Source organism: Pedobacter petrophilus (assembly GCF_009674725.1).
Lineage (GTDB): Bacteria > Bacteroidota > Bacteroidia > Sphingobacteriales > Sphingobacteriaceae > Pedobacter > Pedobacter petrophilus.
Genome location: NZ_WKKH01000012.1, coordinates 59,236 through 75,602, shown reverse-complemented (window position 1 = coordinate 75,602; position 16,367 = coordinate 59,236). Strand labels below are relative to the sequence as shown.

General features: G+C 38.7%; 15 protein-coding genes. 4 read left to right on the top strand and 11 right to left on the bottom strand.

The genetic code is table 11. The annotated features are described in order from the left end of the window. The first annotated feature begins 124 nt into the window (after positions 1-124). Positions 125-1,372: a glutamate-5-semialdehyde dehydrogenase gene (locus GJU39_RS09925; protein WP_154280636.1), complete on the top strand. Its 1,248-nt coding sequence runs from the start codon at positions 125-127 to the stop codon at positions 1,370-1,372. A gap of 216 nt (positions 1,373-1,588) precedes the next feature. On the opposite strand, the gene GJU39_RS09920 is transcribed toward GJU39_RS09925, so the two are convergent. Continuing rightward, a complete protein-coding gene (locus GJU39_RS09920) occupies positions 1,589-2,971 on the bottom strand; it encodes an MBL fold metallo-hydrolase RNA specificity domain-containing protein (protein ID WP_154280635.1) in 1,383 nt (460 codons plus the stop codon). Between the two features lie 442 nt (positions 2,972-3,413). On the opposite strand from GJU39_RS09920, the gene GJU39_RS09915 reads away from it, so the two are divergent. Beyond that, positions 3,414-3,668, top strand: coding sequence for a hypothetical protein (locus GJU39_RS09915; protein WP_154280634.1), 255 nt, complete (start codon positions 3,414-3,416; stop codon positions 3,666-3,668). Positions 3,669-3,722: 54 nt separating this feature from the next. Here the strand turns inward: GJU39_RS09915 and GJU39_RS09910 are convergent, their stop codons facing one another. The 8 genes from GJU39_RS09910 to ffh all read right to left on the bottom strand — a co-directional run bounded on the left by GJU39_RS09910 (position 3,723) and on the right by ffh (position 10,849). Beyond that, the gene (locus tag GJU39_RS09910; RefSeq protein WP_154280633.1) at positions 3,723-4,400 is read right to left on the bottom strand and encodes a type 1 glutamine amidotransferase domain-containing protein; all 678 of its coding nucleotides are present in this window, start codon (positions 4,398-4,400) and stop codon (positions 3,723-3,725) included. 79 nt (positions 4,401-4,479) lie between these two features. Next, positions 4,480-5,055 carry a Crp/Fnr family transcriptional regulator gene (locus GJU39_RS09905; RefSeq protein WP_154280632.1) on the bottom strand — a complete coding sequence of 192 codons (576 nt, stop codon included), beginning with the start codon at positions 5,053-5,055 and terminating at the stop codon, positions 4,480-4,482. Between the two features lie 112 nt (positions 5,056-5,167). Next, positions 5,168-5,539, bottom strand: a complete 372-nt coding sequence (locus GJU39_RS09900; protein WP_154280631.1) for a hypothetical protein — start codon at positions 5,537-5,539, stop codon at positions 5,168-5,170. 315 nt (positions 5,540-5,854) lie between these two features. Continuing rightward, complete coding sequence (locus GJU39_RS09895; RefSeq protein WP_154280630.1) at positions 5,855-6,517, bottom strand: hypothetical protein; 663 nt, start codon at positions 6,515-6,517, stop codon at positions 5,855-5,857. Continuing rightward, the gene (locus tag GJU39_RS09890) at positions 6,514-6,909 is read right to left on the bottom strand and encodes a hypothetical protein (RefSeq protein ID WP_154280629.1); all 396 of its coding nucleotides are present in this window, start codon (positions 6,907-6,909) and stop codon (positions 6,514-6,516) included. Before GJU39_RS09890 ends, GJU39_RS09895 begins: the two co-directional genes overlap by 4 nt. A 209-nt stretch (positions 6,910-7,118) precedes the next feature. Next, positions 7,119-8,657 (bottom strand): YifB family Mg chelatase-like AAA ATPase, encoded by a 1,539-nt coding sequence (locus GJU39_RS09885; protein ID WP_154280628.1) that lies wholly within the window; start codon positions 8,655-8,657, stop codon positions 7,119-7,121. 463 nt (positions 8,658-9,120) lie between these two features. Beyond that, a complete protein-coding gene (locus GJU39_RS09880; RefSeq protein ID WP_154280627.1) occupies positions 9,121-9,360 on the bottom strand; it encodes a hypothetical protein in 240 nt (79 codons plus the stop codon). Positions 9,361-9,508: 148 nt separating this feature from the next. Beyond that, on the bottom strand, positions 9,509-10,849 hold the full coding sequence (gene ffh, locus GJU39_RS09875) for a signal recognition particle protein (RefSeq protein ID WP_154280626.1): 1,341 nt from the start codon (positions 10,847-10,849) through the stop codon (positions 9,509-9,511). 187 nt (positions 10,850-11,036) lie between these two features. Between ffh and GJU39_RS09870 the strand changes: the two genes are divergently transcribed. Continuing rightward, complete coding sequence (locus tag GJU39_RS09870; protein WP_154280625.1) at positions 11,037-13,460, top strand: DUF5916 domain-containing protein; 2,424 nt, start codon at positions 11,037-11,039, stop codon at positions 13,458-13,460. A 34-nt stretch (positions 13,461-13,494) separates the two neighbouring features. Here GJU39_RS09870 and GJU39_RS09865 read toward each other — a convergent pair whose 3' ends face one another. Next, positions 13,495-14,484 carry a helix-turn-helix transcriptional regulator gene (locus GJU39_RS09865; protein WP_154280624.1) on the bottom strand — a complete coding sequence of 330 codons (990 nt, stop codon included), beginning with the start codon at positions 14,482-14,484 and terminating at the stop codon, positions 13,495-13,497. Positions 14,485-14,576: 92 nt separating this feature from the next. Between GJU39_RS09865 and GJU39_RS09860 the strand changes: the two genes are divergently transcribed. Next, positions 14,577-15,305, top strand: a complete 729-nt coding sequence (locus GJU39_RS09860; RefSeq protein ID WP_154280623.1) for a siderophore-interacting protein — start codon at positions 14,577-14,579, stop codon at positions 15,303-15,305. Position 15,306: 1 nt separating this feature from the next. Here GJU39_RS09860 and GJU39_RS09855 read toward each other — a convergent pair whose 3' ends face one another. Then, positions 15,307-16,329 (bottom strand): DUF3078 domain-containing protein, encoded by a 1,023-nt coding sequence (locus GJU39_RS09855; protein WP_154280622.1) that lies wholly within the window; start codon positions 16,327-16,329, stop codon positions 15,307-15,309. Positions 16,330-16,367 lie beyond the last annotated feature (38 nt).

Genomic DNA, 16,367 nt, shown 5'->3' with positions numbered 1-16,367 from the left:
ATATGAAACCCAAGTGTTCTTCGGGTTAAGAAAAACTAAAGCAAATTTGCCTCTAACTCGGCGATCTTAGCGCTAAACTTAGCGCACTTTGCGGTAAAAGCTCCTGATAATTAATACTAAAAACATGAACTACTCAACATACTTCGAAAACGCTAAAAAAGCAACCAGAAATCTCGTCAGCTTATCCAAAGAAAAAGTAGACGCTGTACTTTCTGATTTGGCGGTAGCTTTAGTAAATAATGCCGTAAACATTCTAACGGAAAACGAGAAAGATCTTGCGAAGATGTCTATGGAAGATCCGAAATATGATCGCTTAAAACTTACGGCAACCCGCATTGCTGATATTGCCAATGATGTTGCCAATGTAGTGAAGCTGGTTAGTCCTTTAAATGAGGTATTATCAGAAAAAATACTGGATAATGGTTTGGATTTAAAGAAAGTCCGGGTCCCCCTGGGCGTTGTCGGTGTAATTTACGAGGCCCGGCCAAACGTTACGGCCGATGTTTTTTCCCTTTGTTTTAAAACAGGTAATGTTGCGGTATTAAAAGGCGGAAGCGATGCGGAATTCTCAAATCTGGCCATTAAAAATGTTATTCATGGCGTTTTAGCAGCGCACAATGTTAACCCGGATGTATTGACGTTACTACCTGCCGAACGTGCAGCCACTGAAGCATTGCTAAACGCAAGGGGATTTGTAGATGTCTTAATTCCCCGGGGAAGTCAGTCGTTGATTAGTTATGTTCGCGAAAACAGTAAAATTCCGGTTATCGAAACTGGGGCCGGAATTGTGCATACTTACTTCGATGAAACCGGCGATTTGGAAAAAGGAAAAGCAATTATTTTTAATGCTAAAACCAGAAGGGTAAGCGTTTGTAACTCCCTGGATTGTGTGCTGGTTCATCAACAAAGATTAAATAATCTGGCAGAACTTTTATCGCCGCTGGCTGAAGGAAATGTAGAATTATTTGCTGATGAAAAAAGTTATGCAGCGCTTCGGTCAACTTACCCCGCACAATTGTTAAATCAGGCTCAACCAGAACATTTCGGAACAGAATTTTTATCACTAAAACTTGCTGTAAAGGTTGTTGAAGATTTTGATGCCGCAGTCCATCACATTTCAGAACATAGTTCTAAACATAGCGAGGCCATTATTTCTGAAGATGCAGAAAATATTACGAAATTTTTAAATCAAGTCGATGCCGCTGCAGTATACGCCAATGCATCAACAGGTTTTACTGATGGTGCACAGTTTGGATTAGGTGCTGAAATCGGCATTAGTACACAAAAACTCCATGCCCGCGGACCTATGGGCTTGGAAGAATTAACCAGTTACAAATGGGTGGTTAGGGGTAGTGGGCAAGTGAGGGGCTGAGGGAAGGTGAGAAATGGAGAATAGGGAATAGAGAAAGGGAAAATAGAGAATTGCTAAACGGCAGATCATCTGGAAGTTGGATTTATTTGGCAACCTTATATACTACAGCTTTTCAAATGCTAAAGGTATTGTATGCGTTAGCTTAAATCCGGTTAGTAGAATTGCTTCCTTTTGCAGGATGAGCAAGGAATTTTGCCAATTCGCTCAATGAACCAATTAAATTTCAAAAACCTCTCCCCTTTCCGGGGCAACTACTTCAAAACCATCTTCCTGCAAAGCAGCAGATAAACTTTTCAAACTCTTATCTTCACCATGAACCAGAAAAACCTTTTTAGGCTGACCAGTTTGTTTCACTGTTCGCATTAAGTCGTCATGGTCGCCGTGGCCGCTAAGTAAATCTGTTTGGCGGATGGTTGCATAAACCATCATTTCGCGGTCTTTAATTCTTACAATGGGTGCGCCACTTAAAAGTTTATACCCAAGCGTTCCTTTTGCGCAATAGCCAATAAAAAGGATGGTGCAATAGTAGTTTTGAATGTTATAATATAAGTGATCCTGTATCCTTCCGCCTTCAAGCATTCCGGCAGATGAAATGATAATGCAAGGATCAAAATAGTTGGAAACATCCTTACTTTCTTTCATGGTTTGCACATAAGCAAGGTGTTCAAATTCGAATTCATCACCCATGGTTTTATAGAAATCTTTCGCTTCCTGATTAACCAAATTGTGGTGTTTGCGGTAAACATCAGTGGCATGTATCGCCATTGGGCTATCTACAAAAATCTGAATAGGAGGTAATAGCTTTTTAGTAAAAATCTGGTTTAACGCAAAAACCAAAGATTGAGTTCTGCCGATGCTAAATGCAGGGATAATTAATCGTCCCGGCGTTTTGATGCAAGCTTCTTCAATTTCTTTTACTAATCTTTCCTCGAGCGTTTGGTCTTTCGTGTGGTAACGGCCGCCATAAGTAGCTTCACACACAAAGTAATCTACTTCGGGTATGGGTTCTGGCTTTACCAGTACCGGATAATGTTCCCGGCCAATATCACCAGAAAAAGCTATTTTCTTTTCTTCCCCATCATCGTTTATGGTTAAAACCGCAGCAGCAGCACCCAATAGGTGCCCTACAGGAATAAATGTTAAACTGATATCGCCGGTAATTTTAAACGGTTTATGGAAGGCAATGGTTACAAAGCGATCAATAGTATCCATCACATGCTTATGTAAGTACAAAGGTTTTGGACCGCTAAAATTGCCGCGTTTAGTGCGTGGCTTTCTACTTTGTTTACGCAAAAAAAGCTCCACAGAATCAAATAATAATATGGAAGTTAAATCGGCTGTTGGTGGTGTACAAAGCACTTGTCCGTCAAAACCAAGGCGAACAAGGGTAGGTAAATTGCCTGAATGATCAATGTGGGCGTGTGTTAAAATAACCAGATTTATACTCGCCGGATCGAAGGGAAATTGTTGGTTGTCTTCCTGATAGGTTTCCTTTTCATAATCCAATCCACAATCTATCAGTATTTTATAATGCCCAACTTCCAGCAGGTGCATACTTCCTGTTACCTGTTGCGCAGCACCCCAAAACGTTAACTTCATCTTCTAATCTTTCGGTAAATAGTTGGTGTAAATTAGTACAAATGATGGAATTTTTAAGCAGCAGCAAGTAAATTTTTAGTTATTAGGTGCTTCTAAGGCTGTATAAAGCTCATTTAACATTGATTATTTTTTCCTGAAAAGCAAAGCCTGTGCTTTTTGGTTCGGGTTGTTCCCGCCCTTGCTACAAGTCCGCTCCTCGTACCTCGGCTTGCGGGCTTTCCACTCCGGTCGGGTTTAGATGGCACCATTAGAAAGGCCGTTTATGGTTGGGTGTTTAAAGCAAAAAGATATCTCCTTAACTATATATGACTGTCTGGCCAGGATAAAGAGACCGCCACCCTATGAAAGCAATCTGGAAAACAGGAATCAAAAACTTCAAGCAAGCATGTTCCTTTTCAAATCATTATGCTCAAAAAAATTTATCTTTACCAAAAAATCAGCGATGCAAGAACCATTTGATATAGCAATAGGACGGGTAAATTATTCTGTTTTCCCTGAAGGAAACGACTCCTATACCATTTTTAAAGATGGCAGAGAATATATCCAGATTCAAAAGGATACCTCTTCCATTTGGTTAAAAATGGATTATAAAACAGAGCTTCCGATTTTTGAGGAAGATGAAGAAGTAAATGCAATTGGGCAGGCTATTGAAAAGTATGTGCCTGAAGAAGATGAGGAAGACGAAGAGGCATTATAAAAAGTATAATTTTCTACTGGTTGCGTGGTAATGCAACCAGTAGAAATTGAAATGTTAAATAAGTTTAAGCAGTTCTTCTGCTACTTTTTCTGATGATGCAGGATTTTGACCTGTTACCAATAAACCGTCTACAACAGCATAAGGATTCCAATCGGCAATTTTAGTATAAATCCCACCGTTTTTAATCAACATATCTTCTACCAGGAATGGTACAATATTGGTTAATTCTACAGCCTCTTCTTCTGTATTGGTAAAACCTGTTACATTTTTGCCTTTAACCAAATATTCTCCATCAACTTTCACATCTTTCAATACACCGGGTGCATGACACACAAAAGCTACCGGCTTGTTTGCTGCATAAAAATCTACAATCAGTTGTTGTGATATTTTGCTCTCAGCTAAATCCCATAACGGACCATGTCCACCGGGATAGAACACTGCATCAAATTCTTCCATTTTAGCATCTTCTAATGGAATTGTATTTTTCAACTTCTCAAGAAGAACAGCATCATTATCCATTCTTTTAGTAGTTTCTGTTTGGAATGAAGCTTCTTCACTTTTCGGATCAATTGGCGGCTGACCGCCTTTCACTGATGCCAAAATAATTTCCACACCTTTATCTGCCAAAGCATAATAAGGAGCTGCTAACTCTTCTGACCAAAATCCTGTTTTTTTACCTGTATTTCCTAACTCGTCGTGGCTCGTAAGCACGAATAAAACTTTTTTACTCATATCATTAATTTTAATGTTACCCAAAGTTAAAGCAATACATTTCGTCCACACAGGACTTCAATCACAGATTTATTGTGCGTTAAATCACAGTTTTGGCCGAGAGCCTGCTTAACGTTTCTCTTGAAATACCGAGGTATGCTGCTATTATGGTTTTAGAAAGCCTTTGGCCCAATTGCGGGTATTGACACGAAAACTGTTCAAAACGTTCTCTTGGATTGGTGGTTAATAAAGATAAAATCCTTTGTTGCAAAGCCACATAGCCGGAGCTATTTTTCACCCTGAAAAAGTGCTCCATTTTATGGTTTTCATGACAAATTTTATCTAAATCTTCTTTTGAGATGCCAAGAAGCTCAACATTTTCAAGGCAACTGATATTGGTAATTGACTTTACATTATTATAGAAAGCCTGGAAATCGGAAATCCACCAGTTTTCCATGGCGAACTGAATAATATACTCTTTACCATTTAAATCAATATAGGTTGCTTTCAAAAGGCCCTTAATAACGAAATAGATGGTTTTAACATGTTCATCCGTCTGAATTAAATATTGATGTTTTTTGAGTTGTTTAGGTTTAAAATGGCTGCTGATGTATTCAAACTCTTCATCCGCTAACGAAACAATTTCTTCAATATGCTTTTTTAATTCAACACTCATTTTATAAAGCTAGATAAATTCATATCGAATTTAATTTCTAAGACATAAATTACAATATTTTGGACAAAAAAAAGTCCCGATGAAAGTCGGGACTTAAAATCTTTTAAAGATACTATCGCGTGCAATTGGCTGTCCAGGTTCCGTTGGAATTTGAAACGCCAATCTTTAAATTACTGGCATCAATTGTTATTCCAATTAAACCGGTACCCACACTTACATATGTATTTCCACTTTCCTGAAATTTTACACCAGTAATGTCTGGGATGTTATTTCCAAAGAAGAAACTATAGGTATCATTCACCTTAGTTACGGTAACCCTGCCATCCGTGCTTGTAGTGGTATTGTTATCCTTACTGTAAGAAACGCTTCCTCTATAAGTACCAACAAAGAAATCTTTATCTGCCGGATCGGTGTCTTTTTTACAAGAAACCATTACTGTTAATGCTATTAAAAGCATGCTAAAAATCTGAACTGTCTTTTTCATTTTGTTGTTTTTTCCAATTAAAAATCTCCGGAGGGAGATAAAAAATATTAGTTAAATGTAACAGCCTGATTACAACGATTGTGCCAGAAGACTATTAAAAGAATAAAAATTGGTTAGAATTTAAAAGCGGATGAGTTTAACGGTTTAGGTTAATAAATTGATAATGAGTGTTTTATCTGTAATGTGTTTATATTTACAGTCGTTTAAATTTAATAAAGATCAAAAATAATACTAACAAAAGAATCTGTTTAGTTTAGCGGAATTTAGCTGAGACCATTAGTAATTCCAATTTTAGAGACACAAAGAATTGGTTAACTAATAATAAAAATATTGCTTGGCATTGGGGATTTTAATTTCATGCTTACCCGCAGTAAATCCATCCATTTTTGGAATAGATTTAAACGGGTATTTAAACCTCAATTCACTGTCTTTAGGAACTGGAACACCATCATCACAGTCACCAAAGGTGTAATCAATGGCTACCTGATTAGTAGAGAAATTAATATCGTATTGGAAATCGAAATGACAGGTATCATAGTCATTATATTTTGATCCGATTAAAAACCAATCGCCATTCTGGTGCCGGAAAATGTTTCTATAGGTGCTGAAGTGTCTTGAATTATGTTGAAACGTTTGTTCAATAATTAGAGTATTGCCTTTAATCTTTACGGATAAATTAATACCCGAATCCAGGCAGAAACCACAATCATCACTGTTCCAGAGTACTGAAGCATTTTTCTTCCAGAGTTTTAAGGAGCCGTTAATTAATTTACAGATATACATCTCCCGGGTGAAACCAGTTCGATCTGTTTTTCTATTGGTGTTATAAACCAAAACAACTTCATTGATACCATCTTTATCCAAATCGCCATTAGTTTCTAAAACCTTTGTATAACCTGATGGAGGAATAAAGCTAATTAATTTTTGCGCCGACAGTTTAAATGAAAAAAGAATGAGGAATGTGAGTAGCAATTTCATCGGGATATGCGTTTATATTCATAACTTCTGGTCTGGTTATTCTCGGCTAAGAAGAAAAAGATCCAGCCCCATTGGTTGTTTAACCGATCAACCTGAATAGTGTTTTGTTCATTTATTGCAAGTTGAAACTGATTATTTTTAAACTCACCATAGATCAGTGGAATAGGGATAATGGTTCGCTTGTGGTTAGATACGAAATAGTTACCCTTTAATTTACCTTTTAAAATCAGCACTGATTTTTGCTCGTTTCCGCTGAATAAAACTGCTTTGATTTTGTTTTTATTGATGGCGATAAGTTCCACGTTTTCTGCTTCGCTGCTTAATGCTGCCTGGTTATTTAGACTTAACTGATTCCAGAAAGAGGAGTAAGAAACCGAATCTGTTGCCTTCACTTTATTTGTGTAGATTCCGTTGAAGGCATTTATTTCATATTTCTTTTAAACCTGTTTGTTTCACTTGCTTTAAAGAGGCACAGCCTGAGAAAAGTATGGTGAATATTAAATAATACAGACATTTCATAAGTGAGCGTTTCTCTGCTCAAAATAAGAATTTATTGTTAACTATCTGAATTTATTTATCTGTCAAGAGGTTGCCGATTAATTTATCCTGCCCATCCGTCACGATCTAAACTTCGGTAATTAATTGATTCTGCCAAGTGTTCAAGTTCTACATTTTCACTTTGATCTAAGTCTGCAATGGTTCGTGCTACTTTTAAAATTCGATCGTAAGCACGGGCAGATAGACCCAACCTTTCCATTGCAGTTTTCAGAAGTGCTGTTCCTGCGTCGCTAATCTGACAAACTTTGCGTACCATTTTCGGACTCATTTGGGCGTTATAATGCAGGTCTTCTTTATCTGCAAAGCGATGATCCTGAATTTCTCTCGCCTTAATCACCCGTGCCCTGATGTGTTCGCTTTTCTCCGCTTCGCGGGATGAAGCCAGTTCCGAGAAATCAACAGGTGTAACTTCAACATGCAAATCAATTCGGTCGAGAAGTGGTCCGGATATCTTACTTAAATATTTTTGTACCACACCAGGCGCGCAAACACATTCCTTTTCCGGATGGTTATAAAAGCCACACGGACATGGGTTCATGGAAGCCACCAACATGAAGCTTGCAGGATACTCTACTGAAAAACGAGCCCGGGAAATGGCCACTTTACGGTCTTCCAGTGGTTGACGCATCACTTCCAACACTGTGCGCTTAAACTCCGGCAATTCATCTAAAAACAATACGCCGTTATGTGCCAGAGAAATTTCCCCTGGCTGCGGACTGATCCCTCCGCCAACTAGCGCAACATCAGAAATGGTATGGTGGGGCGAGCGATACGGTCGAATGGTCATCAGCGCATCTGCAGCAGAAAGTTTTCCGGCGACTGAATGTATTTTAGTGGTTTCAAGTGCTTCATATAAATTGAGCGGAGGCAAAATAGTAGGCAAGCGTTTTGCCAACATGGTTTTACCTGCTCCCGGCGGACCAATCAAGATTACATTATGTCCGCCCGCAGCGGCAATTTCTAAAGCCCGTTTAATATTTTCCTGGCCTTTTACATCAGAAAAGTCGTGCTCGTAATTGCCAATATTTTTAAGAAACTCTTCTTTGGTATTGATTTTAACTTGTTCGAGCGGTTCGCTTTTATTGAAGAAAGCAATTACCTGAGCTAACGTTTCAACGCCATAAGCAACCAAGCCATCTACAATAGCCGCCTCGCGTACATTTTGTCTTGGGAGGATGAAGCCTTTGAAGCCCTCCATTTGAGCTTGAATGGCAATTGGCAATGCACCTCTAATCGGCTGAATAGCGCCATCCAGAGAAAGTTCACCCATAATAAAGTAATCTGCCAGTTCCTCACTTGGGATTTGTCCTGATGCGGCGAGAATGCCAATTGCAATGGGTAAATCATAGGATGAGCCTTCCTTTTTTATATCCGCAGGCGCTAAGTTTACTACAATTTTTTGTTTCGGCATCCTGAAGCCCGCAACGTTAATGGCACTTGCCACACGCTGTAGACTTTCTTTAACTGCGTTATCAGGCAAACCAACCATGTAATATTTGTTGCCTCCACTAATACTTACCTCGATAGTTATGGTGAGTGCGTTTACGCCAAAAACAGCGCTCCCGTATGTTTTTACAAGCATGAATAATACTGAAAATTAAACGGGATGTTCTGTTATTCGGGGATGAATAATTCGTTTTGATAAATATATAAAGAAATTTCTTATTTAGATGCCATTGGTTAAAACCAATGGCGATGAAATGCCAGGCGCTTTAACTGGATTCATTGCAGACCGCTTCAGCTGGCTGCACTTTTAAGAAGCTTTATCTAAATTGCTATAATTGCCATTTTTTGAAACCAATGTCGAAGAAATACCAGGCGCTTTAACTGGATTCATTGCAGGCTGCTTCAGCTGGCTGCACTTTTAAGAAGCTTTATCTAATTGCTATAATTGCCATATTTTGAAACCAATGTAGATGAAATACCAGGCGCTTTAACTGGATTCATTGCAGGATGCTTGATCTGGCTGCGCTTTTATCGAGGCTTTATTTATATCACTATGAGTGCCATTGGTTGAAACCAATGTCGAAGAAATGCCAGGCGCTTTAATTGGATTCATTGCAGGATGCTTGATCTGGCTGCGCTTTTATCGAGGCTTTATTCAAATCACAATGAATGCCATTGGTTGAAACCAATGTCGATGAAATACCAGGCGCTTTAAATCTGAATTCATTGCAGGCTGCTTGATCTGGCGGCACTTTTAAAGAAGGTTTATTTAAATCACTACGAATGCCATTAGTTGAAACCAAAGGCGATGAAATACCAGGCGCTTTAACTGGTTTCATTGCAGGCTGCTTCAGCTGCCTGCGTCCTAAGCGAAACTCCGGAATATTTCATTAAACAAAAATCCCAACCATTTCTGATTGGGATTTGAATATCTAACTATGCTATCTTCGCTTTTAGCTTTAGCCTTTCCGCTTTTAGCTTTTCAAACTATTTTTTTCCAAATGGCATCTTCGGCATACCTTTCATCATTGCTGCTGCTGCTGCCGGGTTTGAAAACTGCTTCATCATCTTCCGCATATCTTCAAACTGTTTAATTAGTTTCGTTACCTCTTCAACTTTATTTCCGGAGCCTTTTGCAATACGTAAACGGCGGCTTTGTTGAATCGCATCAGGGTTTTCCTTTTCAAATGGTGTCATGGAATTGATAATGGCTTCGATTGATTTAAATGCATCATCCTGAATATCCACGTTCTTCATCATTTTCCCAACCCCAGGAATCATGCCCATCAAATCCTTCATATTACCCATCTTCTTGATTTGCTGAATCTGGCTGTAAAAATCATTGAAATCGAATTTATTCTTGCGTATTTTTTTCTGTAATTCGGCAGCTTCCTTCTCATCAAACTGCATCTGTGCACGTTCAACAAGGGAAACCACATCACCCATTCCCAAAATACGCGATGCCATACGGTCTGGATAGAACACATCAAGTGCTTCCATTTTCTCGCCGGTACCAATAAATTTGATAGGTTTATTTACAACCGATTTAATAGAAAGTGCAGCACCACCGCGGGTATCACCATCCAGCTTAGTTAAAACAACACCGGTAAAATCTAATCTATCGTTAAATACTTTGGCTGTATTCACTGCATCCTGACCAGTCATCGAATCCACAACGAATAGGATTTCGTGAGGTTGAGTCTTCGCCTTAACTTCAGAAATTTCATTCATCAACGACTCATCAATCGCTAACCGACCTGCAGTATCAATAATGATTACGTTATTGCCATTTTGCTTACCATGTGCAATCCCCTCTAAAGCAATGCCAACAGGGTCGGTAGACTGGCGGTTTGCATAAACCGAAACACCAACTGAAGTTCCTAAAACTTCTAACTGATCTACCGCTGCAGGGCGATACATATCACCAGCAACCAATAGGGGTTTTTTGCCTTTACCTTTTAAGTGCAAAGCCAGCTTGCCGGCGAAGGTAGTTTTACCTGCACCATTTAAACCTGCAATTAATATAATTGTTGGGTTTGCTTTGGTATCTAATTCGGTAACCTCACCACCCATTAAGGCAGCAAGCTCATCATTCATGATTTTGGTAAGCAACTGACCAGGTGAAACGGCGGTAAGCACGTTCTGCCCCAATGCTTTTTGCCTTACATCATCAGTAAATGCCTTGGCGGTTTTATAGTTAACATCGGCATCTAATAACGCTTTACGAATCTCTTTCATGGTTTCTGCCACGTTGATTTCCGTAATGCTGCCTTGTCCTTTTAATACTTTAAATGCTCTATCTAGCTTGTCCTGTAAATTATCAAACATCTTTTTATAAGCTAATAGCCTGTTTGCCCAAAAGCAAAGACCATTTGTTTTTAATGAAACGCAAATGTATCAAATTTTGCTTGTAAATCTCTGCAACTCAAAGTCAAAACTTTAGCTTCAGATTAATTTTCCAGAATGATGCAACATTTAGATTCTAATGCGGTCTTATACGTACCAAACTAAACTAATGAAACGCCAGCTGACGCTCTTTTTCCTGATACTTTCTGCCATATGTAATGCGCAGGATCTTCCTAAACAAAGGCAGTTGACTGCGGTTAGAACGGCTACTACACCGAAAATTGATGGTTTATTGGATGATGTTTGTTGGGTAGAAGTACCAATAGCAAGCGATTTTATTGAAATCAGACCAACTCCCGGAAAGATTGAAGCCAAAGACAGGCGTACCGAAATGAAGGTGCTTTATGATGATGTAGCCATTTATGTTTATGCCAGGATGTATGATCATCCGGATAGCGTTTCGCACGAACTGGTGTCAAGAGATCAGATTGGAAATGCTGATTTTATTTCCATAATTGTAGATCCGTTTTACGATAAAATGAATGGGAATGGCTTTTTCGTTACGGCAGCAGGTGTGCAGTTTGATGCCAAATATTCTCAGGTGGGCGACGAAGACCCTAACTGGAACGCCGTATGGGAAAGTGCCGTTAAAATTGATGATAAAGGCTGGACCTGTGAAATGAAAATCCCTTACTCGGCTTTGCGCTTCTCCGGTAAAGATATTCAAAACTGGGGAATTAACTTTAGCCGGCGCACGCAGAGAAGCAATACGCAGGTGTTCTGGAATTTTGTAGATCCAAAAGTAAATGGTTTCATTAATCAGGAAGGACTATGGACAGGGATTAAAGATATCAAACCACCCTTACGGCTTTCCTTTTCGCCTTATGTTTCCGCTTACGTTAACCATTATCCTGCTAATTTACCAGGGGTAAAAAACACCACATCACGCTTCAACGGAGGGATGGATGTAAAATATGGAATTAATAACAGTTTCACACTGGATATGACCCTTGTTCCAGATTTTGGGCAAGTACAATCAGATAACCGGATTCTAAACCTTACCCCATTTGAAGTTAAATTTAACGAAAACAGGCAATTCTTTACCGAAGGAACCGAGCTCTTTAACAAAGGCGACCTGTTTTATTCCAAGCGAATCGGTTCTATTCCCTCTTATTATAACAGCGGTGCAATTGGTACAAATGATAAGATTGTAAAAGACCAAACGGAAGCGAAGGTTTTAAATGCGACCAAGATTTCGGGAAGAACCGCTAAGGGGCTGGGTATCGGAATTTTCAATGCAATTACAAATGGTATGCAAACCGAAGTAGAAGATGCTCAGGGTAATCTGCGTGAAGTTGAAACGCAGCCATTAACAAACTACAACATCCTGGTTTTTGATCAGTCACTAAAAAACAATAGCTCGGCGACCTTTATTAATACCAATGTGTTGCGGCAGGGAAGTGCTTATGATGCAAATGTTACAGCTTTACTCCTCAACCTGAATAATAAAGGCAATAAATATTTTATCAATGCAAATGGTAAAATGAGTGTTTTGAAGGGAGAAGAAACCAATACAGGTTACAGTTATACCCTTAAGTTTGGGAAACAGAGTGGCAATTTCACCTGGAGTTACAATCAGGTGTATGCGGATGATAAATTTGACCCATCAGACATGGGTTTCTTCACCAATAACAATTTCCTGGATCAGCGAGTGGGCTTAGGATACAATATATTTAAACCTGGCAAGTGGTATAATGAATGGCAAAACTGGTTAAACGTTTCTTACTCAAGACGAGCCACGCCCGGCGATTATCAAAGTACTGTGGTACAAGGTGGATCTTATGTTCGATTCAAAAATCTATGGTCGGCGGAAGTAGATGCCAGTTACAATGCAAAAGGGAATGATTTTTACGAGGCCAGAAACGGACAGATTTATAAGGCGCCGGAGCGTTTTGGAATAGAGCTATATATAAATCCAAACCGGGCTAAAGCCTACAATTTTGGTGGAAATATAGTTTATCAGGAACAACAGTTATTCGGGGGAAAATCTTATAATTTTTATCTTTTTCAAAACTTCAGGCTAAATGATAAAGTAGCTTTTGGACTCGATTTATCCTTTAATCCGAATTATAATTATGTAAACTGGGTAACTACCAGAGGTGATCAGTCGATTTTTTCTAAATACGATAGAAGAACGGTAGAAAATTCTTTGGATGCAAAATATACCTTTACCAATTTAATGGGCGTAACGGTTGTGCTTAGACACTATTGGAGTGATCGTAGAAATAAAGATTTTTACCTCTTAAAGCCAGACGGAAACTTAACTGATTATCAGGGTGCTCCCCTAACCGGACTAGACAGAAATTACAATGTATTTAATGTTGACTTAATTTACATCTGGCAATTTGCACCAGGTAGTACGCTTTCTGTTTCTTACAAAGATGCTGCAGAAACATCTGATACGTTCTACAGGCAGCGGTATAATAAAAACTTAAGTGGAATTCTAAATGCGCCGCAAAATAATAGCCTGTCTGTTAAGGTGTTGTATTTTGTAGATTACCTCGATTTAAAGAAAAAACGGAAACGGGTTTAAACCTTCCTAGCTTCGGGTCTAAACCCCAAGCTAGCTATCTCGCTTTGCCGGGACTTATTCCAAACTTCTTGCTAAATGCATTGCTAAAATGCTGAACAGACGAATAACCCAACTGCTCGGAAATGTTTTTAATGTCTAAGGCCTTATCTGCAAGAAGCGCTCTGGCCTGCATCAGTTTATGATCGCTCAGGTAACCGTAAACAGTGTTGTGAAAAGTCTCTTTAAAACCTTGCTTCAATTTAAATTCATTAATCCCAGCAACCTTTGCCAATTCGGTTAAAGATGGAGGATTACTTGCATGGTCTAGCAAATACTCTCTGGCATAATAAATTCTATCTTTATCATAGGATGACATTACCGTTTTAGACACTGTTTTTTGATCTGCCAGGTTAAACGCCTGCGCCTGCAAAGCCAATAACTCAACACATTTCGATTGTAGGAATAATAATTTTAAGCCGCCTGTAAAGTTGCAATTCATTATATCATTAATGCAGGCGTACATGGCCATACTAATGGGCAAATTTTCCGCAGAAATGGCTACAGATCTATTGTTCATGATGTTATTGCCAAACCTTTCCAGCAGTGTGCTGCTTCCGCTGGTGAGGTCTATAAATTTATCCCGCTGAAAGTGAACCTCAAAAAACTGATGGCTTTTGTCTGTTTCAAATTGAGCAATTCCATCAAAAAAGGGCGTGTATATAATGTTGTGCTGATTCCCTTTAATGGCCATTTTTTTATTGGTTAAATAATTCTCCAGAATGCCGGTTCCTTTGATAGAAAAATGAAGTTCAACGGATTCAGGTTCATCAAAAGATTTTATCCTTAATCTGCTTTCTTTCACGCTAACATCGCCATAGATAATTAATATGCCTGCGAAACCAATCTGAACAAGCTCAGCATCGCCAAAAGGATAACTAAGCCGCTCCCGCCTTTCAGTAACCAGAGGCAGATTAATTTGCTCCAGATTTAGCGAATCGTTGAGGATGTACTGCCGGTTAAATTTATCATAAATGCTTAATGCCATAAAATCCTTTTAATATAAATTTTTATCCCTTTGGTGTAAAACCCGGCAAGTATTAGACCGCTACTTTTGTTCAAAGTTACTAAACAAATTATATGATGCCGAAATTACCATCACCGTTAGCCAATGCCATAGAAAAAGAAATCAGTAAAGTGTATGAGGTTACCGTGGAAAACACCATCATGTTAAGCGATCATGTTAAAAAAGTTATTTTAAAAGGCGATTTTCCGGATCTTGACTTTGTTTGCGGAAACGAAGCATTATTTAAGATAAATGCTAACGAATCCAGGCATTACGCCATCACTGATTTTAGCCGGGAAACAAATACCTGCCAGGTTATTTTTTATTTAAATGGTAAAGGCATTGGAAGTAGTTGGGCCATGAATCTTCAAACGGGCGATTGCCTAAAGTTTATTACTGATCACGCTCAAATTAAATACGATTTTAATGCCAGCCAACATTTCTTTTTTGGTGATGAAACGAGTATAGGCCTTTACGAATCGTTTGGAAAAATTACGAAAAATTTGGGAAACGAATACTTTGGTATTTTGGAGATGAAAGAAGAAAACCATCCGGCTTTAGAAAATATCAGGTTGCTGATTGATGTGGTGCCTGCTGATACATTGTTTCCGGCAGAAAATGCAATAGAATGGATGGAAAATATGCACCCTAAATGTTGGGAGATGTGGAAAGATGCAAACTTTTATCTTACAGGAAGAAGCAAATCTCTACAGCGGTTTAAACAATATCTTTTAAACAGAGGTGTTGAAGCGGCTCAAATTCAAAGCGCCTGCTACTGGGAAAGTGGCAGAACAGGCGGTTAAATTACCTGGGGAAAATAAAAGCAAGACCTAATGCCAAAGTCTGGCTTGCCTGAATTTTATTTGTGCCGGTATCTTCATCAAACAAAGCGATACCGGTTAAACTTGTATTCATAAACCGGTTAATTTTTGCTGTTAAGGCAATATCCAGACGATGATCAATTCTATTCCATCCAAAATCTTCGTAAGGAATAAGCATGGCATAACGGGCTTTTAGATTGGTATTGGTAAAGATATCCTTATCAAAAGCAGAAACAATCTGAAAAGCAAGGTCATTTCTAAAAGTTTTACCATAATCTACACCATAAACCGATTCTTTTGGTGGCTTAGTAGGGTCTGGATCATTAAATAAGCTTTCATCTAACACAAAAGTTTGACGTGCCGTACCTGTACCAAACCGGGTTGAAAAATATTTGGATGGCTTATATTCAAAACCTATAGATTCAGTTAAATAACCGGGGCCCATAAATTTGGAAATTAGTGTTGCAGTTTCAGTCCCGTTTACCGTTTCATAAGAGAAACCCTTATCAAACTGCGATTCAAAGTTTATCGAACCGAAGAAATACCAGTTTTTAGAAAGTTGAAACGATGCTTTATTATCCCAGAAAATCCTATCATTGGTTTTCTTTTGCAACTGGTCTTTATTCTTAATCTTACCGTACTGCAAAATTACCTCGCTTACATAGCTATAATTATTTTTATTGTATTCTGCTTTCCAGTTTAATAAACCACCAACAGCAACAGAGTTTACGCCCCCACCTTTCCAGTTATCACTAAACTGCGCCTGGTTTACATTAATGCCAATGGAAGTTTTGGTTTTCCAGTAGTTAACCTTAGCGTTTACAATATAAGGAGGGATTTTTACAGGTTCGAAGTTTAGTGGGCCCTGCCTGCTTGGCAATGGACTTCGTTTTAACTTAATGTTCAGGTCTTTGGTATTGATAGGTATTGTATCAATCTCCTGTGCATATAAATCTAAAGAGCAGAAACTTAGAACAAGAATAAAGACAGCTAAACAATTTTTCATCGGTTACAAAGAAAACGAAAAATTTTATAGATCAAAAG